Raw genomic sequence first — 20,807 nt, 5'->3', positions numbered from 1 at the left:
AAAAAACTTTTTCGCTGTGTTTTTCGCTAAGTCGCTAACTTCAAAAGCAACTTTATAAATATACCACCTGTTTTTAAATAACGCAAGTGTTTTCTTCAATTCTTTTTGATTTTCTTTTACACTCTATTAAATCCCTTGATTTAAGCAATAAAAAAACAGCTCCAATATCGCTATTGGAGCTGTCAAATCAGTCTTTAGGACGCATTTGAGGGAATAACAGCACATCGCGGATTGATTGTGAGTTCGTCAGCAACATGACGAGACGGTCGATTCCAATGCCGAGTCCACCTGTTGGAGGTAGTCCGTATTCTAATGCTGTAATGAAGTCTTCATCCATTTCATGCGCTTCATCGTTTCCTTGCTCCTTCTCTACCAGCTGCGACTCGAACCGTTCGCGCTGATCGATCGGATCGTTTAACTCGGTGAAGGCGTTAGCGTGTTCACGGCGTACGATAAATAGCTCAAAACGATCTGTATATCGCGGGTCTTCCGGATTCTTCTTTGCAAGCGGTGATACTTCTACCGGATGTCCATAGATGAATGTCGGCTGGACGAGTTCTTCTTCTACTTTCTGCTCGAAGAATTCATTCAGTACATGACCTACTTCCATAGAAGGAGTTACTTGTACGTTATGTTCTTTCGCTAGTTCATGCGCTTGTTCTTTCGTCAGTTGCTGCCAGAAGTCTACGCCTGTATATTCCTTGACCGCATCTGCCATGTGAAGTCGCTTCCAACGTGGGGCTAATTCGATTTGATCATCACCATACTGGATAGTAGTCGTACCGAGTACTTCTTGTGCGATATGAGCTACTAGGTTTTCTGTTAGTTCCATGATGTCGTTGTAATCCGCGTACGCTTCATATAACTCGATCATTGTAAATTCAGGGTTGTGACGAGTGGACATTCCTTCATTACGGAAAACACGTCCGATTTCATATACTTTTTCAAGGCCTCCAACGATCAGGCGCTTTAAATGTAGTTCAATAGCAATCCGCATATACAATGTCATATCAAGCGTATTGTGATGTGTAACGAACGGGCGGGCTGCTGCTCCCCCTGCTATTGAATGAAGCATAGGTGTTTCTACTTCAAGGAAGCCTTGCCCATCCAAGTAATGACGCATCGATTGAATGATTCGACTACGCATAATGAATGTTTCTTTGCTACCTTCTGTTGATATTAAATCTAGGTAGCGCTGACGATAGCGTTGTTCTACGTCTTGTAGACCATGGAACTTCTCAGGCAATGGGCGCAACGCTTTTGTTAAGAATGTAAAATTTGTTGCTTTAATAGAAAGTTCTCCTACTTTTGTTTTGAAAATAATACCTTGAACACCGACTATGTCTCCAAGATCCGCAGAGGTAAACAGCTTGTAAGCATCTTCACCGATCGCGTCTTGACGTACGTAAATCTGGATTTGACCTCCGAGATCTGAAATGTGAGCGAATCCAGCTTTACCTTTTCCACGCTTTGTCATAATACGACCAGCAATGGTTACTTCATGCTCGTTTTCTTCCAACTCTTCTTTTGACTGCTCCTCATACGTAGAGCGTATCTCGCTTGTCAGGTGCGTGCGTTCAAAACGCTGACCGAACGGATCCAAACCATCTTCACGTATATCATTCATCTTCTGGCGTCTCACCAAAAGCTGATCATTCATTTCATCCATATTGGACATTCCCTTTCACTCCTTCATGCTTTGACTGTCCCTATTCCCAGGATCAGTCGTCTGCAACTATTGTACACAAATTCCAAGGCTAACAAAAGGACAAACAGTTATCTCTTTCTATTGTATAGAAAAAACTGCCCTATTATAGAGCAGTTTGATCATTCAACGTTCAATCTTATTGTAAAAACTCCTCGACTTGTTCAACCTTTTTCCAAAGGTTCACTCCATCATCCTTTATCGCTAACTCTTCACGATAAAGTTTTCCTGTTGTAGGATTTTTTACATCCTCATTAATCTCAACAAGCGGTACAAGCACGAATGCCCGCTCTTGCATACGGAGATGCGGGATGATCAGATTCTCCAATTGGATGTGTTCCTCGTTATAAAGCAAAATATCCAAGTCTACCGTACGTGGGCCCCAACGTATTTTACGCATTCTGCCAAGCTTATTTTCAATAGATTGGCACGCGCTCAATAATTCCGTTGCTTCCAATGCAGTCTCAAGCCTTACTACGATATTCAAAAACTTCGCTTGTTCCGTTAATCCGACAGGCTCAGTCTCATATACGGAAGAAACTTGTAACACGTTAATAGATGGGTGTTCATTTAACAATTGTGCTGCCTGCTGTAAATGTTCGAGTCGATCACCTATATTCGACCCTAATGACAAGTAGGCGCTATTCAAGAGAAACGCCCCCTCGTGATTTCCACGGAAACGGATGAGTAATGCCCACGAATCGGTGGGTCCGGCTTTATAAGTACGACGCGCACACCATTTACCTTTTTCGCAAAGTCCGTCATGATCGTTCCCGCCACCGTTTCAGCTACTGTCTCGATCAAATGAACCGCTTCCCCTTCTACGATATTCTTGCACATTTCATAGACTTCTGCATAGTTCATTGTTTTCGATAAATCATCGGTTTGTCCGGCTTCTGCGAGATCCATCGCCAACGAAACCGTCAGCCGAAACCGCTGCCCAAGCTTATTCTCTTCAGGCAATGCACCGTGGTAACCATAAAACTCCATATCATTCAAATGAATATAATCCATGAAATCCCTCCATTTTATCGCTTACCCAGTGTACGCTGCTTTCTTCGTCAATACATCCATCATCTTGACCATACGTGAGATTTCTTTTACATCATGAACACGCATAATATGTCCACCATGCTCAATGCCGTAGCAAACCGTTGCACCCGTACCTTCTATACGCTCTTCCACAGGTAGATCGAGCACTTTACCGATCATACCTTTACGAGATGTACCAAGCAAAACGGGATATCCGAGCTTCGCAATTGAAGACAACCCTTGCATCGCCAATATATTTTGTTCGAAATCTTTTGCGAAGCCGATGCCTGGATCCAACCAGATCATCTCTTCACTAACTCCAGCTAGCTTTGCAATATTAATACTCTCCTGTAAATCTTCTATGACAGCCTCCATGAATGGTAGCTCGTAATGACGATTTTCACGATTGTGCATCAAAATGATCGGTACACCGTAACGCGCCGCCACTTCTGCAATCGCTGGTTCCCGCTTTGCACCCCAAACATCATTAATTATACTTGCACCTGCTATAATCGCAGCTTCCGCCACAGCTGCTTTAGACGTATCAATTGATATTACACAGCCAAGTTCTTTCGTGAGTAACTCAATCGTTGGTACAACTCGTGCTATTTCCTCTTCAACCGAAACAGGTGTATACCCTGGCCGAGTGGATTCTCCGCCGATGTCGATAATTTTTGCACCGTCCGCTAGCATTTTCCGTGCATGTTCAAGAGCCGTGTTTTGCTGTCCATACTTTCCGCCATCCGAAAACGAATCCGGCGTGACATTCAATATCCCCATAATTACCGTTTCTTCCGTAAAGTTGATCGTTGTTTCACCCATTTTATAAGATGCACGCGCTTTTGATAATTCCATTACTAGTCACTCACTTTCATTCGGTTGACAGCTCGTTGGTAACCGGCATGCAATCGTTGATAGATGGATCCTTCCTTGCCGGAAAACATTACTTCTCCTACCCGGCGAATCGGAACTAGTTCTTGAATCGCATTGGTAATAAATACTTCCTCTGCCCGTTCAAGTTCATCTTGCATATACAAGCCTTCATGGATAGGTAATCCTATTTCACCAGCCATTTCAATGACAAACGCTCGCGTCGTGCCAGGTAAAATTCCCGTTTCCAAGGAAGGTGTATACAACTCGCCTTGTTTCACCCAAAACACATTGGATGTAATGCCCTCTGCTACATAGCCGTCCGAAGTAATAAATAGACCTTCTGTTTCTTTCAATGAAGGTAATTCTAAACGTCCTTTGACATTATTCGCATACTGATGTGACTTATGACGAATGCCACTTTCCGGTTCATTACGCGTTGTTGCAAGCCAAACGCCATCTTTTTCCGTATGTACAGGCGGCAGATGAAGCGTTTTCTGGAAGATTAGTACATTTGGTTGTTCATATTGTGTAGGTGCTAGCCCAATATCATGCACACCTGCTGATACATTCAATCGGTAATACCCATCCTCATAGCCATTCTCCTTATACAAAGAATAAATAGCCGATAAAATTTCCTCATCACTATACCGCATTTCAATACGATAATCGGCCAATGCTGACCGCAGGCGAATCATATGCGATTCGTAAAGGAATACATGGCCATCGTATGTACGAAACGTTTCAAAAAAACCTAGCCCGTAAAGAAACCCATGGTCAAATGGGGATATTTGTAACTCCTCCGCGACTACTTGCTTACCGTTCACCCAGCAAATCAATGCAGTTGCCTACTTTCTCCACGAGTCGCTAATTCCGCCATTTCTTTCGCTTGCCACAATGCTTTTGCTTTATTTAGAGACTCTTGATATTCAGCGGCAGGATCCGAATCAGGTACTAAACCCGCACCTGCTTGGATATGCACGATACCATCTTGAATGAATGCTGTACGAATGGTGATATTCAGCTCCAGATCTCCATTGAAACCAATCCAACCCATTGAACCTGTGTAGAGTCCTCTACGTGTCGGTTCCAGTTCTTCGATGATTTCCATCGTACGTAATTTAGGATCTCCCGTAATTGAGCCACCAGGGAATACACCGTGCATAATAGGTGCCAAATCATCAGAAGACGCAGTACCTCGAACATTCGATACCAAATGCATGACGTGCGAATACTTTTCGACGACCATGAATTCATCCACTTCTACTGTGCCTTCTTGACAGATCCCTTGAAAATCCGCACACTCGAGGTCGACAAGCATCTTGTGCTCACCTATTTCCTTAGCATTCGACACCAACTCTTCCTGTAAAGATAGGTCTTCCACTTCCGTCATCCCACGTTTTCTTGTGCCACCGATTGGGCGTGTACTCAGTTCAGTTCCGCGCTTTTTCAACAATAGCTCTGGAGAACCCGAAACCACTTCAAAATTCGGCGCTGCCATATAAGCCATATAAGGAGAAGGATTGAACGAACGCAGTGCTTCATACATCAATAAGGAAGGTGCTTCGAGCGGTTTTGATTGACGTACGGACAAATTCACTTGCACTACGTCTCCATCATCAATGAATTGCTGTACATCGCGCACCATTTGCTCGAATTGCTCTCCTGTTACAGAAACTTGTAGATCTTCTTCAGTAACGTCCACATCTACTGCTTGTCCAGTAGTAAATTGACGATTCCGTAGACCTTTTTGTGACGCTTCCGTCCACTCATTCACCATATTATCCAGCGCATGCTGCTTCTCAGGCAACGTCATAAAATAGACATCGCTATTCTCTATATCGAACACCGCCCATTGATCAAAGAGGTAAAAGAATACGTCAGGTGTTGCCAAGTCTTCCTTCGCAAGTACCGGTAAAGTCTCATAACGTCTAACATAATCGTAACTGACCATCCCAATCGGTCCACCTTGATAGGCAGGCAGATCTTTTTGATGCTCCAGGTTATATCGCCTCATAAACTCATTCAGCAAGACTAGCGGATCATCTCCCGTCAGCCACTCTTCTTTCCCATCACGCCACTCTAAATGTAGACCTGTTTTAGTTGCGTTGAACGTCACAAGTGGATCAAGTCCCGCCACACACATCTTCCCACCACGACCACTCTCTAATAAAACATGTCGTTCTACCGTTGTTGCAAGTTGGCGGTAGGCATAAAAAAATTCGTCTTTTGTCATGGAAGCCGTCTGATAGGCTACTGTATTCATGCTAGTTCCCCCTGCGTCTCTAGTTTTCACTCTGCGCTTTCTTCTATCAACTGTTTAATCATCGTATCATCTAACGGCAACATCACTTTATCCGTAATCACACCTTCTTTATTAATGATATACGAAGTCGGATAGACTTTTATTTGATACATTTTCATGACTTCGCTATCCTTATCTAATAAAATCGGGAACGTCAATTTATATTCATCGACAAATTCTTTCGCACTCTCCACCTTGTTCTTCTCTGTTTTCGTCATATTGACCGCAAGTATTTCCATATTGTCGGACTCTTTATTGTCTGTATAGTAGTTTTCCATATGCGGCATTTCTGAACGGCATGGCGGACACCACGATGCCCAGAAGTTCAACATGACCGTCTTGCCACGATAATCGGACAACTTGACCGTATCACCTGAAAGTGTAGCCAATTCGAAATCCGGAGCTAAGTCTCCCTTCGCAAGCCCAGGCTTATCCGTATCCGTAGTAGTTTGCCAATCCTCCGGCAAACGATCTACCACATCTTTCGGCAAACTCTCCATATTCAAGTCCTCATAACCCGGAAGGCCACCCGTTTCTTCTTCAATTTCCTTATTCAACAAGAAAATAATCGTACCCATGACAATTACAATTAACACTGAAACTATTATGCTCCACTTTTTACTCACAGTGAGCCTCCTCTGTTCTATGTATAACTAGCTTGGTTCATCTTAATTATACAGAATTTCACCCACTGATAACAGCATGATGATTACGCTATTTAGTTACTGGATATAAAAAGAAACTGTCGCTAGAAGCAATTTACTACTTCTAGTGACAGTTTCATATGTGCTATGGATACAATTACGACTTCGGACTCCCTGCAGTGCTAGCAGACGGCTTCCACGATATTTAGCCTTTTACTCTTCGTCAAACTGATAAAGAGGTGTGCTTAAGTAGCGCTCTCCGTTAGATGGGATGATTGCTACAACTGTTTTACCTTTACCAAGCTTCTTTGCCACTTGCAACGCAGCCGCAATCGCCGCGCCTGAAGATACTCCTCCAAGAATCCCCTCTTCGCGAGCCGCTCGACGCGCAAACGTATACGCATCATCATTAGAGATTTTGATAATTTCATCATAGATATCCGTGTCTAAAACTTCTGGCACGAATCCCGCACCGATCCCTTGAATTTTATGTGGTCCTGGCTTATCTCCGGATAATACCGCTGAATCTTCCGGCTCTACCGCTACGATACGGACTCCAGGGAAACGTTCTTTCAACACTTGCCCTACTCCTGTAATCGTACCACCCGTACCAATTCCCGAGATAAATGCATCCACTTGATCTAGAGCATTAGCGATTTCCGGTCCTGTTGTCAGACGATGTATTTCAGGATTCGCTTCATTATTGAATTGTTGTGGCAAGAACCAGCCGTTTTCTTCCGCTAGTTGCTCAGCTTTCGAGATTGCACCTTTCATCCCTTCAGCACCTGGAGTAAGGACTAAATCCGCCCCGTATGCGCGAAGTAAGTTGCGCCGCTCTAAACTCATTGTGTCAGGCATTACCAGTACAGATTTATACCCTTTTGCCGCTGCTATCATCGCAAGTCCAATTCCTGTGTTCCCACTTGTCGGTTCGATGATTGTACTACCATCTTTTAAATTACCATTTTTCTCTTCTTCTTCGATCATAGCAAGCGCAATACGGTCCTTGACGCTTGAGCCAGGATTGAAAAATTCTAGTTTCAAATACACATCTGCGTCATCTGCACCTGTTAAACGATTTAATTTCACTAGCGGTGTGTTACCTACTAAATCAATAACAGAATTTCCCACTCTACTCATTTGTCATCCGCTCCTAATACCTAGTATTTTAATATGCTTTATTGACTTAATGTTACTACCTTCTATTTCACTTGTCAATAATATCATTCAGAAGATTACAGTTTATCACTTTCTCACCAAACAAATTGAACAGCGAGTCGGTTGTCGAAGTATATACAAGTCTTCATTCATTTTTGCGTAGAATACTTGCACGGATATTGGTAGCGCTTTCTACAGTGAGTACATAAGTTTGCATAGATTATTCAATTACCCGCTACCGCATAACGCAATCGGTAACGGGTCAGTAGTTTAGATTCTAATTATAGTAATTCTCGTAGTTCTTGCTCAGAGAATTGATACTTCTCCAAACAGAAGTGACATTGCGCTTCTGCGCCATGATCTTCATCAATCATCGCTTGGATTTCTTCAGCTCCAAGTCCTTTAATCGCTTCGCTAAAACGTTCTTTAGAACATTCACAATCAAATTTCACATCTACTTTAGAGAGAAATTCTACATTTTCTTGACCTAGTACTTCTGTTAAGATTCCTTCAGGTGTCAGTCCATTGTCAATCATAGTAGAAATTGCCGTCATGTTTGCGATTCTTCCTTCCAGCAATTCAATCGTCTCTTCCGTAGCTCCTGGCATGACTTGTAGAATAAATCCACCTGATGCTTTAACTGTATTATCCGGATCAACGAGTACACCTAACGCAACAGCCGACGGTACTTGTTCAGACACTACCATGTACTGAGTGAAATCTTCAGCAATTTCCCCGGAAATAATCGGTACTTGCCCTGTAAAGTAATCTTTCAAACCTAGATCCTTTACGACAGACAGCGTACCTTCCGTACCCACTGCCCCACGAACGTCTAATTTCCCTTGTTCATTTAACGGCAAATGCGTTTGTGGATTCGTCGCGTAACCACGAACTTCCCCTTTTGCGTTAGCATCCACGACAATCGGGCCTAGTGGACCATCGCCTTGAATTTTCACCGTAATGCTGTCATCACCTTTTAACATAGCTCCCATCATGACCGCTGCTGAAATCGTACGTCCAACAGCAGCAGTCGCTGTCGGCCACATTTGGTGACGACGTTGCACTTCTCCTACCGTTTCTGTCGACCTTACTGCGTATGCACGAATTTGTCCCTCAAAGGCTAACGCTTTTACTAAATAGTCTGTTGTCATTTTATTCTCTCCCTACAAATTTCTTTCATAAATCAGATGTAATCCTTTAAGTGTCAGGAAGTCATCTACAACATCAATCACCTTGGTTTCAGATGCAATTAAATCTGCCATCCCACCTGTTGCGATTACAGTAGGTTCTACATCAGAACCTTCTTTTATACGGTTGACAATTCCTTCTACCTGGCCAACGTACCCAAATATAATACCTGACTGCATAGCTGCAACCGTATTTTTACCTACTACATGTTCCGGCCGAGCGAGCTGAACGCGCGGAAGTTTAGAGGCACGATCAAACAACGCCTCCATAGAGATCTTAATGCCGGGCGCTATAGAGCCGCCCATGTATTCTCCGTGTTCATTGACATAGCAATACGTAGTCGCTGTTCCAAAATCTACGATAATGAGCGGACTTCCATATTCACGAATGGCAGCCACTGCATTGACGATTCGATCAGCACCGACTTCTCGAGGGTTTTCATATTTAATATTTAACCCCGTTTTCACACCCGGTCCAACGACCATAGGCTTTTGATTAAAGTACTTTTTACACATTTGCTCTAACGGGAACATAACGGGTGGCACTACAGAAGAAATAATAATGCCGGTGATGTCAGTGAACGATAGTCCCACATGTTGGAACATCGCTTTTACTTGCATGGCGTATTCGTCTTCCGTCTTATGTCGATAAGTTTCCATCCGCCAGTAGTGCTTCAGTTGATCTCCTTCATATACACCTAATACAATATTGGTGTTGCCGGTATCTAATACTAATAACATAGTCGTTATCCCCTCTTGCTTTGACTTTTTCCCGTACATCATATCATAATTTCACATCCAGATACTGTGAATGTGTATTAAACATGCTTCCCTTTCATAAGAAAACAGCCGACTGTATTCAGTCGGCTGTTAGGTTCGCTTAGTCTCTGCGTTCTTCATCAATAGATGGCAACGTCTTGTCTACTGTTCCACCTTCACTTGGCAAGTCGCCAATTGACGGGTCTTGTGGTGCACCCGTGCTATCGGGAGTTGTAGTATCCACAGGGGATTCTTCTACAATCTTCTTGACATCGTTGCTACCCTCGTTGTTTTCATATGGGCGATCAGGCAATGTGCCATGATCTTTCAAGTGATTGATTTGTTCCGCATCCAATGTTTCGACTTCCAATAAAGTCGTAGCGATCAGATTAAGCAAATCACGGTTTTCAGTCAAAATTTGTCTTGTTCGTTCGTATTGTTCTTTGATTATTGTTTGCATTTCAGAGTCAATCTCGTATGCGATCGCCTCAGAATAATTTTGCTCAGAGTTGAAGTCACGTCCAAGGAATACTTGGCCGCCTTGCGTCTGACCAAACTGCATTGGACCAATTTTATCGCTCATTCCGTATTCTGTAACCATTGAACGGGCAATACCTGTAGCACGTTGGAAGTCATTATGCGCACCGGTTGATACTTCACCTAACACAATTTCTTCTGATACACGCCCACCTAGAAGACCTGCGATTTTATCGAGGAGTTCAGGTTTTGTCATAAAGTAACGATCCTCTTTCGGCAACATAACTGCATACCCGCCAGCCTGCCCACGAGGCACGATAGTTACTTTATGGACAATTTCTGCGTCATCCAGCATTAAGCCCACAACTACGTGACCTGCTTCGTGGAACGCAACAATGTTTCGTTCCTTTTTCGAGATGACCCGATTCGTTTTCGCAGGACCCGCAATGACACGATCCGTCGCTTCATCAATATCGGACATATCGATTTTCTGTTTATTTCTTCTCGCCGCCACAAGAGCTGCTTCGTTCAATAAGTTCTCAAGATCTGCACCAGAGAATCCTGGAGTACGTTGAGCAAGAGCCTTCATATCAACTGTCTCTTCATCAAGTGGCTTGTTACGTGCGTGAACTTTCAACACAGCTTCTCTTCCTTTAACATCTGGACGACCAACCGTAATTTGACGGTCAAAACGTCCCGGACGAAGAAGTGCTGGGTCCAAAATATCCGGACGGTTTGTAGCAGCAACGATAATAATTCCTTCGTTTCCTTCAAATCCATCCATTTCTACTAGCAGTTGATTCAATGTTTGCTCACGCTCATCGTGACCGCCACCTAAGCCGGCACCACGCTGACGTCCAACTGCATCAATTTCATCAATAAATATAATACATGGTGAGTTTTTCTTGGCGTTCTCGAATAAATCGCGCACTCGAGAAGCACCTACACCTACGAACATCTCAACAAAGTCAGAACCTGAAATCGAGAAGAATGGTACGCCTGATTCACCTGCTACTGCACGTGCAAGTAATGTTTTACCTGTACCTGGAGGTCCTACTAACAAGATCCCTTTTGGAATCCGTGCACCTAACTCCACAAACTTACTGGCATCTTTCAAGAAGTCCACGACTTCTTCGAGCTCAGCTTTTTCCTCATCTGCACCTGCAACATCATTGAAACGTACTTTCTTTCGATCGTCTGATTGCAGTTTCGCTTTACTTTTCCCGAAGTTCATCACCTTACCGCCACCACCGCCTTGCGATTGGTTCAGCAAGAAGAAGAAAAGGATAATAATAATTATGAATGGTACGAGTCCTGTAAAGAACGATACCCACGCGCTTGTTTCTTTAGGCGGCAGGATGTCAATCTCAGTACTTGTCGTCTTGACAATTTCACCGATACTGTCCATGTCATTTTCTGGAATGTTCGTTACGAAAGTTTCACCTTTCTCGTAGCCAGCCATTTCCCCTTTTACTTCATACACTAGCTGTAATGGCTGAAAAGTTGCATTTTCAACTTTTCCCTGTTCCAGCGCTGTGACGAATTCATCATACCGAATTGGTTTCATCTTCGGATTTGGATTGTTAAGCGAACTGAAAATCCCCATTATTGCTAGGAAGATCAATCCATATAAAAGAAAGTATCGAAGTATTCGATTCATCCCAAGCCTCCTCATCTCATTCAACAAAAACTAAACAGAAAACTATTGTAAATTTTAGCATAGATTAACACTACTTAACAAAAGAAATGCATTAATGAAAAAGGCTTGCATCCCTTTAGATTAAAGTCTGATCAGAAAGAGTAGATTTCTTTTTTCAGCACACCAATGTATGGTAGATTCCGGTACTTCTCTGCATAATCCAATCCGTAACCTACTACGAATGCGTCTGGTACATCAAAGCCAACATAGTCAGCCTTTAAATCTACTTTACGTCCTGTCGGCTTATCCAACAACGTAACAATCTTGATAGAGTTAGCCTTTCTGTATTTAAACAGCTCCACTAAGTAATTCAACGTTTTACCGCTGTCGATGATGTCTTCAATGATCAGTACATCGCGCCCTTCAATGCTAGTGTTCAAATCTTTAATGATTTTTACTTCGCCCGAAGAAACCGTCGCATTTCCATAACTTGAAACGTCCATGAAGTCCAATTCGATATACGTATCGATGCGTTTGATCAAGTCACTCATGAATGGCAATGCACCTTTAAGTACACCTACCGCCAAGGGGAATTTTTCACGATACTCCTCAGTTAATACTGCTCCGAGTTCTCGGACTTTCTCTTCTAGTTGCTCTTCTGAAATTAAAACATGCTCGATATCTTGCGCGATCATCGGCCCGTCCCCCTCTATTTTATCTTGTCTCGCCTTCTCGCGTAATCCATATGTATGAATCGCCTTCTAGTTGGCGGTGTGAAAACATCTCACTATACCGTACACCAGGCACTGCACATACAGTACCACTTGCTGTCGTAATGACAGGTTGCTGTTGCCTTTGCCTAATTCCAATCTTTTCATCAATCAATATCCGCTTTACACGTTTCTTCTCGGACATTCCTTTAAGTAACATTCTGTCTCCGGTCATCCGAAGCCGTACAGTTAGCGGAAGTTCTGACTCAGGTAATTGGAAATATCTGATCTCATCTGATGGTAAGAGCTCTTCAATTCTATACGCGTTGGCATGATGCCAGTAAAAATGAAGATTTCCCCACGTATGCCAAATACCTTTCGCAAGTACTTTTGGACGAAGAGATGCTGGATCTATATCCCATTTTGTAATTAGCAGTTTATCATATTCCCTGACAAACCGATAGCCATACGCCAAATCAATTGTGACATTCCCAGCCGAGTCTGTAATGTGGTGTAACAGTTCATCTACTAATGCAAAATGCCACTCAGCGTTCTCTGTTGCTGGGTTAGTTAGACATTTTAATAGTAGTTGAATCACGCGCTTTTGTAAAGCGTAGGGAATAGCAAGAAATGCCTCCCGTCGAAAAGAGGGAAGCTGCTCATCCGTATACGTGACAATCGCTCGCCAATGTTGATCGGCTAGCTCTTTCAGCAAATTTTCATCTGCTTGCTGTTGTTCTGTTTGTCGGACTGTGTTGATCGCGACGGATGGATTTTCGTCTATTAAGATGGGTAGTACGTGACGTCGCACACGATTGCGCAGATAATTATCTTGCTGATTACTCGGATCTTCTCGGAACGTTATTTTGTGATGTGATGCATACGTGTACAATTCACTCTTTTTTAACGGGAGGAATGGACGTATGATTTTCCCAGTATGGGACGACCGCTGGATCGGCATACCATTTAATGATTGCCCTTTACTTAATTGGATCAGCACTGTCTCCAGTTGGTCATCAGCATGATGAGCTGTCGCGAGAACAGTAAACTGCTCATTTGCCATCGTTTGTTCGAACCGCGCATAACGCTGTTGCCGACACACTTGCTGCATATTACCGCCCTGGCTTTCTAAGATAGCGGGAATAGGTACTTGTTCAGAATAAAAGGGTAGCCCGAATTCCTTGCACAGCTGCTTCACAACAGACGCATCTTCAGCAGATTCAACTCCACGTAACATATGATCTACATGGATGGCCCCCACTTCAATGACCAGAGATTGCTGATGCGTCGCAAGAAAGTGAAGCAGTGCCATGGAATCCACACCACCCGAACACGCGACTAATACACGAGAGCCAGGAGGAATCAACGTTTGCTTGTCGATAAACTTCAATACTTTTTGCTGCAAACTTCTCATGATCCATCTCCCTCCTCTCTCCATTCTAACATTGTTTAGCTAGAAATGATTCGAGGTTGCTTATTAGCCTTTGACCATTTTGGCACAATATGGCCAACTTTCATTACAAGAATCGTACGATCATCTTCTACCGACTCAAATACCCGCTCCATCTCCATCATTACTTGATCGGCAATCGTCCGGCAATCCATGTCCTTAAAACGTTCTATCGTTTGATTCATTACGTCTTCTTGGATATCAAGCGGTACATCTCCATTAAATATTCCGTCCGTCGTCATAACGACAATATCACCTGACTTTAGCTTTTCATTCTTCGCCTCTATTGAGAATGATGGTAAAAAGCCAAATGGTACAGTTTTGCTGTCTAACCGGATACACTCATCGCTTCTTTTAATGTAAGTACTCATCGAACCAGCTTTCCACGACCACAGTCGCCCTTCCTGCAAATCAATTAATGCCAAGTCGAGGGTTGCATACATATCGTCTAATCCATTCAATGCCATCATATAATGCAATGTATGGATAGCAGTTTCAGGGTCCATTTTTTGACCCAAGCATTCTCTCATTAGACGGATTACTTTCCTACTTTCGTGGTATGCATTGATATCTTGTCCCATTCCGTCCGATAACAGCACGGCTGACAAACCGTCATGAATCTTAAATAACTCATACGCATCACCACCGTTAAACGATCCTTTTCCTGCTGTTGTGACAATATCATATTCCAGTGAAAAACGAACGGCTGAACTAAAGGTTAATTGCACATGCGGAAAAGGGAACGGCTGATAAGTCGATTTTGAAATATGCATTGGCTCTTCGTACATTTGCTCCAAGATCGGCAGTAGTAAATATTCTCCAACCGTTGTTTCCGCTTCAAAATCTGCCTTCTTTTCCGGGACAGAAATCACAATTCTGCATGCACCCCGTTCTTCCGATAATATATCTATTTGGAAAAACTCTATTGCTTGTGATTGTAAACGATTCGCCAACTCTTCTTCAGCCAACTTATACGTAGTGAGGTCTTCCTTTACCTCTCTCATGACTTTTTCAATATGCGTACTCATATCGCGTAATTGCAGGGCTAACATTTTTCTTCCGTGTTGTAACTGCCCCATCAATAACTTGTTAGCTCCTCTCTCCTCCAATTCATTCATTAGTCCCTTAAAACGTAGACATTTATACTTCATCTGCTGTTCAACTCGAACACGAGCCGCCTTTTTCGTTGCTGAATAGGTAGTTTCCCATTCATCAATTAATGGTTCTATACTGTCCTCTTCGCTCTCCCAACACTTTCGGTAACGAAAACAGGATTGACAAATAGACGGCACTTGACTTGTCGCTGCTACTTCCTCTTCAGGAGACAGACGATCATTCACGAGCGTTGACATAAAGTGAGCAAATTGCTGGAACTCTGCCAATTGACCATCTAGTTTATCCGCCAGCCATTGCTGTCGTTTTTCGGATATTCCTTCTTGTTTCGGCAATAAAACTTGTCGTATTTGGCTTAATTTGCGTGAAGGAATTAATAGTAACAGTAGGGCCGCGGCACCAACCGTGGAAAAGTGAACGGTATCCAGAGGCAGTGTCGCATCATATAGAAGGAAAAAGAGCGAAACAAAGACACTGCCGGTGATGACTCCAAGCTTCCCAAAGCGCTTCAGCGAACCCGCTAGCAAACCCGTCATACCATATAACGCCATCATGCCCGTAAAGGATAATTCTGATACACCTATAATTAACGCGATAATCATACCGACAGTTGTAGCGAACGGTACTCCCCCTACTACGGCAGCTACAAATATCGCTAAAAATAAGAACACTCCAGCAACAGATACCGTACCAATTTGGAATCCTCCCATCCCGGTAGCTGCAAGCGCTCCCACAATACACATCGCGCTGATCTGCTCAGGATTCCATGGTCCATACAGCATCCTTTCTATAGAAGGAAAAGCTAACAACATGAAAATCGTCATGAACAATGCAAGCAATGCTTCTAACCCTATCGACAATTGAATCGCTAAAGGCAACATCCCGTCGCCGTACTTCACAAGTTGCCAGACTAATTGTGGAATAATCATTGCTCCCGCCACAGCGATTGGAACAGATCTCTTCACAACCGGAATTTTAATGATTGAATGAAACAGTAACAATTGTGCTAAATGAATGACAGCTTGTCCTACCCCAAGAAACGCGCTGCCGGCCATACCCCCTATGAATACATAGATCATGTGTTGACGGTAACGCATACTGGCCAATGCCCAGATCGGCAAGAAGAATGGTACTGCCATATCAAATACTACTGCTTGCGATAGAAAGAATGATCCCACTAAGAAAAGAAGAGCAGTTAGTAAGTATACTTTCCGATTCATCAGTTCTTGCCAGTACGCCCTGAACATTTGCACAATTGGTCTTTCCATATTGTCAATCATTTTCATTTCCCATACCCCCTATGTTCTCTTACATAAAACTATACATGGGACTTGCGAGAAATTTTGTCTGTTCGTGGCGGCATATTCACAAAACATTTCGACGTATTCCGTATGTTTATTTTTTAGCAAAAGAGTTGTTGACAGTTTTTCAAATGCCTAGTATGATAAGAGACGTTGCGTTGGGAATTGTATAATCTTAACGAGCGTATATCTTGGCGGTGTAGCTCAGTTGGCTAGAGCATTCGGTTCATACCCGAAAGGTCGTGGGTTCGAATCCCTCCGCCGCTATAATAGAAATACAAAAACCCTCTTGCTTAGGCAGAGGTTTTTTTGTCGGGAAAAATGATCCAAATAGTGGATTTTAACATTGGTTAAGCCCTGGTTTGATTACTGTTTTATTAATAGTGCGTAATAAGCGGCGTTGGGTTGTGGTTCTTATATATACTCTTTCTTTCCCTATTTGTTCAGGAGGTTGTTGTTTTACTGGCAGTATAAGTGAGGAATTTCATTGTCCCACTTCGGTGCGTGTGGAAGGCTCTCGCGATGTTGCTGATCTTCCTCGTATTAGAATCACGACTCTAGGCTAGAGGCAACCCCCTACGAGCTCGGGCTGGGAAGATGAATACTCACTAATTTTAGTACTAAACAACCTATCGAACGCTGAGCTGTTACATGAATCAAGAGTTCCTAACTTTTGCTTCTCGAATGTTCGGCACAAAAAAACGCATGCTCCATAGTGCGGAACATACGTATAGGATGTCATCTGATTTTAGTTTACAGTTGAATCAGTCAGCAAGTTATCCTCTTCTGGCTCCACGACCGCCACGCTTGGACTCTGTCGCTCTCTTTAAGGTAGTTAGACGTTCTTCGCTGTCCTTCATGAATTTTGCCATCTTCTGTTCAAAATTCTCTGGTCGTTCAAAGCTCGGTTTGCTTCCTTGACGAGGTCTAGTTGGACGTTGTGGACGCTGTGGACGTTGTTCTGACTCAGGTTTAGCCTTACGGATGGAAAGACCGATTTTACCGTCAGATCCTACATTCATTACTTTGACTTCAACCATATCGCCGACTTTTAAATGATCATTAATATCTTTGACATAATTGTCAGCTACTTCACTAATATGGACTAATCCTGTGGATCCGCTTGGCAATTCAACAAATGCCCCAAAATTTGTGATCCCGGTTACTTTACCTTCTAACTTGCTGCCTACTTCAATTGACATAAAAAAAATGCTCCTCCTTAAGTTTTAAGCGGCTCGTAAGCCTATCAACCATATTGGCAGTGCCTGTATTTTACAGGCTCCTACCTATATTATAGCCAACAAAAAAAGAGTGTCAACATGACTACTCTTTTATTATGTCTTTTTCTGACTCCTTTTTCTTATCAGGGATGGAAAAAATGATCTCATCGGACTCAGACAAAAAGTATTCTTTGCGTGCGAGTTTAGCAATATACTCATCATCATCTAAACGAATTAACTGCCTATTTAGTTGCTCTTGCTGTTCCTTCAAATCCTCTAGTGTCGCTGTTGCTTCGGCTTTTTCCTTATGTTTGGCAGCCAAAATTTCTTTCTGTCCAGCATTCATATTGAATAAACTTCCAGCAACGACACAAACGATAACAAAAAATACAGCCAACCGATTACGCAGACGTTTTTGTTGTGCTTTTTTAAAATTTTCTTTTTTTTGCATGGAGCGCACATAGTCTGTATCGATTGATGTCACATTCTTTGTTGAGGGCTTCTGTGTTTTTTTCATGGCGCACACACCTTTCTGCCGTAATCTACTAATGTAATCTATTATATAGTACTCTGCATTTATTTTGAAGGAATTTCCCTACGTTCTTTACTAATCTTATAACCGGTGAAGTAATTAGTGACAGAATAGAGAAAATTAAATAGAAAATGCGTTGAATCAGTAGGTAGACAAGACGAATGATGAGCCAAATCGGCCTAAGCACCACAAGTAACAGTAGTCTACCTATGATTCTAACGGGATGATGAAAGACCGTTGCATACAATAACAAGCCACTAACCTGTGCTACGGGGTCATACATTCTCCATGCCCCGTCGCGCACCATAATTAATACCCAAAACGACACTATTCCCAACGCAATCCAGATAAGGCATTCCAACCAGAATGCCCATCTTCTAATGAACGAACGATTGCCGCACGCAGCGACAATAGTTCCGAATAAATCCATTACAATTCCAGCAGTAATTCCTGTCCCGATCATCGCCAATAGACTGAAGAACTGGACGGATAAACTCATCCGAATAATTTATGGAGGAAACTGCGTGAGCCTGCTTCTTCATCATCGTATTGAAGTGTTTGGACGGTACCTTCAAGCGTGAGTAAGCCCTTGTCCACATCTAGATGTACAATACGCAGTTCCTCCCCACGAATTTGCAATACGCCTAGCGATGTTCTAACGAGAAATTCCTCCTGGTCAAAGCGGTCGATCGTTTTCACGGATGTGAGGTCCATTCTTTTGCGATTGCGCATCGTTACTACATGGTCTCCTGATGGAATAGTATACATCGAGCTGTCTGTTTGAATCTGCATATGCGTCCCCCTTCTCTAGTACGTTCCCCATATTCTATGCAGAGGCTTGGCCAAACATGACAAGTCGCTTTTAAATCGAAATGCAAATCCTTCATCCTACCCCCTTTAGCTTATCTATAAAAAAAGACAACCTGATATCAGGCTGTCTCCTCGTTAATAAGCTTTACTCTTCGTCATCCACAAACTCAGGTTCTACCTTCTCTAACCGTTCTTCGCTAGTGATCGTGTACATACCTGCTGCATCTTCCTTTTTAGTCGATGCTTTCAACTCATTTACCGTAGCATGAACAATCTTCTGACCGAAGCGAATTGACAGCTCATCACCTGGTTTAACGACCGACGATGCCTTAGCTATTTTTCCATTAATCGTAATTCTGCCTTGCTCGGCCACTTGCTTCGCAAGCGTACGGCGTTTGATAAAGCGTGATACTTTCAAAAATTTATCGAGTCTCATTTGGATTCTTCCTTTCGTTTGGCCTGTTGCCAGAACTCTTCTAGTTCATCTAATGTATAGTCTTCAAATTTTCCGCTTCCTTGTTTCACGGACTGCTCCACGAACTGAAAACGAGTCTTAAATTTTTCGTTGGTGTGCCACATGGCCTCTTCTGGTGAGATCTTCAGGTATCTTGCAATGTTAACGATAGTGAATAGTACGTCTCCAAGTTCGTCTAACTGTTGCTCCGGCCCGCCATTTTCCACTTCGGCTTGAAACTCCTGCCACTCTTCCTGAAACTTATCGAAGGCTCCTTCGATGGACGGCCAGTCAAATCCTACTTTGGCTGCAGTCTTTTGATAATTATAAGATGTCAACAAAGAGGATGCCAAACGTTCTTGCCCTTCTAATAAGGTAGATGGTTTCGTTTTTTCCTGGTCCTTAATTGCTTGCCAGTTCGTCAACACTTCTTCCGTTGTGTCGGCTTGCGTTTGCGCAAATACATGTGGATGTCGTCGAATCATTTTGGAGCCGACGACCTCGAGTACGTCTTCCATGGAGAAATATCCATTGTCTTCTCCGATTTGCGCATGCAGGAAGACTTGCAGTAAAACATCTCCTAGTTCTTCTATGATTGCGTTGTCATCTTCTTCATCGATGGCTTGGATCAACTCGAAGGATTCTTCGATCAAATAGCGCTTCAATGATTCATGCGTTTGCTCGCGATCCCAAGGGCAACCAGCGGGTCCACGTAACGTAGCAATGATGTCCCTGAATGAACTCCACTCTTTCAGTCGTTGTTCGTGATCTAGCAGCGGTGGTACATAGACAGTCGTTAGATTATTCAACGTCACTGTACGGTCAAGCTCAAATAGTGGTATTTCGGTCAGTTTCTCATCTTGTGAACCTGCTGACGTAACGATGGTTACAACATGATGATCAGGATATTTCTCCATTAAAGACAATTTCACGTCAGAAGCAACGAATGCATCATAGACTTGTCCAATTAGTATGTGCTGATCCATGCGCACGTCATCACGTTTCAAGTCCGTGCCATCAAGTAACTGGAATCCTTCAATCGGATCTATACGTAGCGCTGTAAAAATCGGATCCAAAAAGCTACTACCACCCGCGATATGAAGTTCAACCTCACCCGCCCGCTCTTTTTCAATTAAGAGTTGCACCGTACGTTCCGCTACAAGTGGGTGACCCGGCACAGCGTATGTAATCGGCTGTTGCGCACTCAGTTCAAGGAGTGTATCGACGATTTGTTGGTAGACGTCTTCAAATGCATCATTTGCTTCGTAAATTGAATCAAAGCTTTTCATTTTTAATCCTTCCAAACGTAAATCTGCAACGACTGGATGTTCTTCCGTACGAATGTAGAGATGATCCGCTTGTTTCAATAATCGGTACGTGCCTAGCGACAATTGTTCTACATCACCTGCACCAAGCCCAATAACAGTTATTTTATTCACAT

General features: G+C 43.0%; 20 protein-coding genes and 1 tRNA gene. 1 reads left to right on the top strand and 20 read right to left on the bottom strand.

What is annotated here, in order from left to right; translation table 11 throughout:
* Nucleotides 1-187: 187 nt before the first annotated feature.
* The 14 genes from lysS to SporoP17a_RS10120 form a co-directional block, all read right to left on the bottom strand.
* On the bottom strand, nt 188-1,678 hold the full coding sequence (lysS, locus tag SporoP17a_RS10185) for a lysine--tRNA ligase (RefSeq protein ID WP_083034546.1): 1,491 nt from the start codon (nt 1,676-1,678) through the stop codon (nt 188-190).
* A gap of 166 nt (nt 1,679-1,844) precedes the next feature.
* Complete coding sequence (folK, locus tag SporoP17a_RS10180) at nt 1,845-2,354, bottom strand: 2-amino-4-hydroxy-6-hydroxymethyldihydropteridine diphosphokinase (RefSeq protein ID WP_083034545.1); 510 nt, start codon at nt 2,352-2,354, stop codon at nt 1,845-1,847.
* Nucleotides 2,351-2,719, bottom strand: a complete 369-nt coding sequence (gene folB, locus SporoP17a_RS10175) for a dihydroneopterin aldolase (protein WP_083034544.1) — start codon at nt 2,717-2,719, stop codon at nt 2,351-2,353. Before folB ends, folK begins: the two co-directional genes overlap by 4 nt.
* A gap of 21 nt (nt 2,720-2,740) precedes the next feature.
* Complete coding sequence (gene folP, locus SporoP17a_RS10170) at nt 2,741-3,592, bottom strand: dihydropteroate synthase (protein ID WP_083034543.1); 852 nt, start codon at nt 3,590-3,592, stop codon at nt 2,741-2,743.
* Nucleotides 3,593-3,594: 2 nt separating this feature from the next.
* Entirely contained in the window at nt 3,595-4,446 is an 852-nt protein-coding gene (gene pabC / locus SporoP17a_RS10165) for an aminodeoxychorismate lyase (protein ID WP_083034542.1), read from the bottom strand.
* On the bottom strand, nt 4,443-5,873 hold the full coding sequence (locus tag SporoP17a_RS10160) for an anthranilate synthase component I family protein (RefSeq protein ID WP_083034541.1): 1,431 nt from the start codon (nt 5,871-5,873) through the stop codon (nt 4,443-4,445). Before SporoP17a_RS10160 ends, pabC begins: the two co-directional genes overlap by 4 nt.
* A gap of 26 nt (nt 5,874-5,899) precedes the next feature.
* On the bottom strand, nt 5,900-6,538 hold the full coding sequence (locus SporoP17a_RS10155; RefSeq protein ID WP_083034540.1) for a peroxiredoxin family protein: 639 nt from the start codon (nt 6,536-6,538) through the stop codon (nt 5,900-5,902).
* 231 nt (nt 6,539-6,769) lie between these two features.
* On the bottom strand, nt 6,770-7,696 hold the full coding sequence (cysK, locus tag SporoP17a_RS10150) for a cysteine synthase A (protein ID WP_083034539.1): 927 nt from the start codon (nt 7,694-7,696) through the stop codon (nt 6,770-6,772).
* 299 nt (nt 7,697-7,995) lie between these two features.
* On the bottom strand, nt 7,996-8,865 hold the full coding sequence (hslO, locus tag SporoP17a_RS10145; RefSeq protein ID WP_083034538.1) for an Hsp33 family molecular chaperone HslO: 870 nt from the start codon (nt 8,863-8,865) through the stop codon (nt 7,996-7,998).
* 12 nt (nt 8,866-8,877) lie between these two features.
* Entirely contained in the window at nt 8,878-9,642 is a 765-nt protein-coding gene (locus tag SporoP17a_RS10140) for a type III pantothenate kinase (protein ID WP_083034537.1), read from the bottom strand.
* 139 nt (nt 9,643-9,781) lie between these two features.
* Nucleotides 9,782-11,797 carry an ATP-dependent zinc metalloprotease FtsH gene (gene ftsH / locus SporoP17a_RS10135; protein ID WP_083034536.1) on the bottom strand — a complete coding sequence of 672 codons (2,016 nt, stop codon included), beginning with the start codon at nt 11,795-11,797 and terminating at the stop codon, nt 9,782-9,784.
* Nucleotides 11,798-11,928: 131 nt separating this feature from the next.
* The gene (gene hpt / locus SporoP17a_RS10130) at nt 11,929-12,471 is read right to left on the bottom strand and encodes a hypoxanthine phosphoribosyltransferase (RefSeq protein WP_083034535.1); all 543 of its coding nucleotides are present in this window, start codon (nt 12,469-12,471) and stop codon (nt 11,929-11,931) included.
* 19 nt (nt 12,472-12,490) lie between these two features.
* The gene (gene tilS / locus SporoP17a_RS10125) at nt 12,491-13,900 is read right to left on the bottom strand and encodes a tRNA lysidine(34) synthetase TilS (RefSeq protein WP_167693409.1); all 1,410 of its coding nucleotides are present in this window, start codon (nt 13,898-13,900) and stop codon (nt 12,491-12,493) included.
* Nucleotides 13,901-13,935: 35 nt separating this feature from the next.
* Complete coding sequence (locus SporoP17a_RS10120; RefSeq protein WP_083034533.1) at nt 13,936-16,335, bottom strand: SpoIIE family protein phosphatase; 2,400 nt, start codon at nt 16,333-16,335, stop codon at nt 13,936-13,938.
* Between the two features lie 208 nt (nt 16,336-16,543).
* On the opposite strand from SporoP17a_RS10120, the gene SporoP17a_RS10115 reads away from it, so the two are divergent.
* Nucleotides 16,544-16,617, top strand: a tRNA-Met gene (locus SporoP17a_RS10115).
* A 509-nt stretch (nt 16,618-17,126) separates the two neighbouring features.
* Here the strand turns inward: SporoP17a_RS10115 and SporoP17a_RS10110 are convergent.
* The 6 genes from SporoP17a_RS10110 to mazG form a co-directional block, all read right to left on the bottom strand.
* Nucleotides 17,127-17,552: a S1 domain-containing RNA-binding protein gene (locus tag SporoP17a_RS10110; protein WP_029054887.1), complete on the bottom strand. Its 426-nt coding sequence runs from the start codon at nt 17,550-17,552 to the stop codon at nt 17,127-17,129.
* A 121-nt stretch (nt 17,553-17,673) separates the two neighbouring features.
* Nucleotides 17,674-18,087, bottom strand: a complete 414-nt coding sequence (locus SporoP17a_RS10105) for an FtsB family cell division protein (protein WP_083034532.1) — start codon at nt 18,085-18,087, stop codon at nt 17,674-17,676.
* A 28-nt stretch (nt 18,088-18,115) separates the two neighbouring features.
* Nucleotides 18,116-18,601, bottom strand: coding sequence for a spore cortex biosynthesis protein YabQ (gene yabQ, locus SporoP17a_RS10100; protein WP_083034531.1), 486 nt, complete (start codon nt 18,599-18,601; stop codon nt 18,116-18,118).
* Nucleotides 18,598-18,894, bottom strand: coding sequence for a sporulation protein YabP (gene yabP, locus SporoP17a_RS10095; protein ID WP_083034530.1), 297 nt, complete (start codon nt 18,892-18,894; stop codon nt 18,598-18,600). Before yabP ends, yabQ begins: the two co-directional genes overlap by 4 nt.
* Before the next feature lie 163 nt (nt 18,895-19,057).
* Complete coding sequence (locus tag SporoP17a_RS10090) at nt 19,058-19,348, bottom strand: RNA-binding S4 domain-containing protein (protein WP_083034529.1); 291 nt, start codon at nt 19,346-19,348, stop codon at nt 19,058-19,060.
* Nucleotides 19,345-20,805, bottom strand: a complete 1,461-nt coding sequence (gene mazG / locus SporoP17a_RS10085) for a bifunctional methyltransferase/pyrophosphohydrolase YabN (RefSeq protein WP_083034528.1) — start codon at nt 20,803-20,805, stop codon at nt 19,345-19,347. Before mazG ends, SporoP17a_RS10090 begins: the two co-directional genes overlap by 4 nt.
* Nucleotides 20,806-20,807 lie beyond the last annotated feature (2 nt).

This window comes from Sporosarcina ureae (assembly GCF_002082015.1).
Classification (GTDB): domain Bacteria; phylum Bacillota; class Bacilli; order Bacillales_A; family Planococcaceae; genus Sporosarcina; species Sporosarcina ureae_A.
Note: the sequence above shows the minus strand (reverse complement) of the source record. Positions and strands in the feature narration are given on the sequence as shown.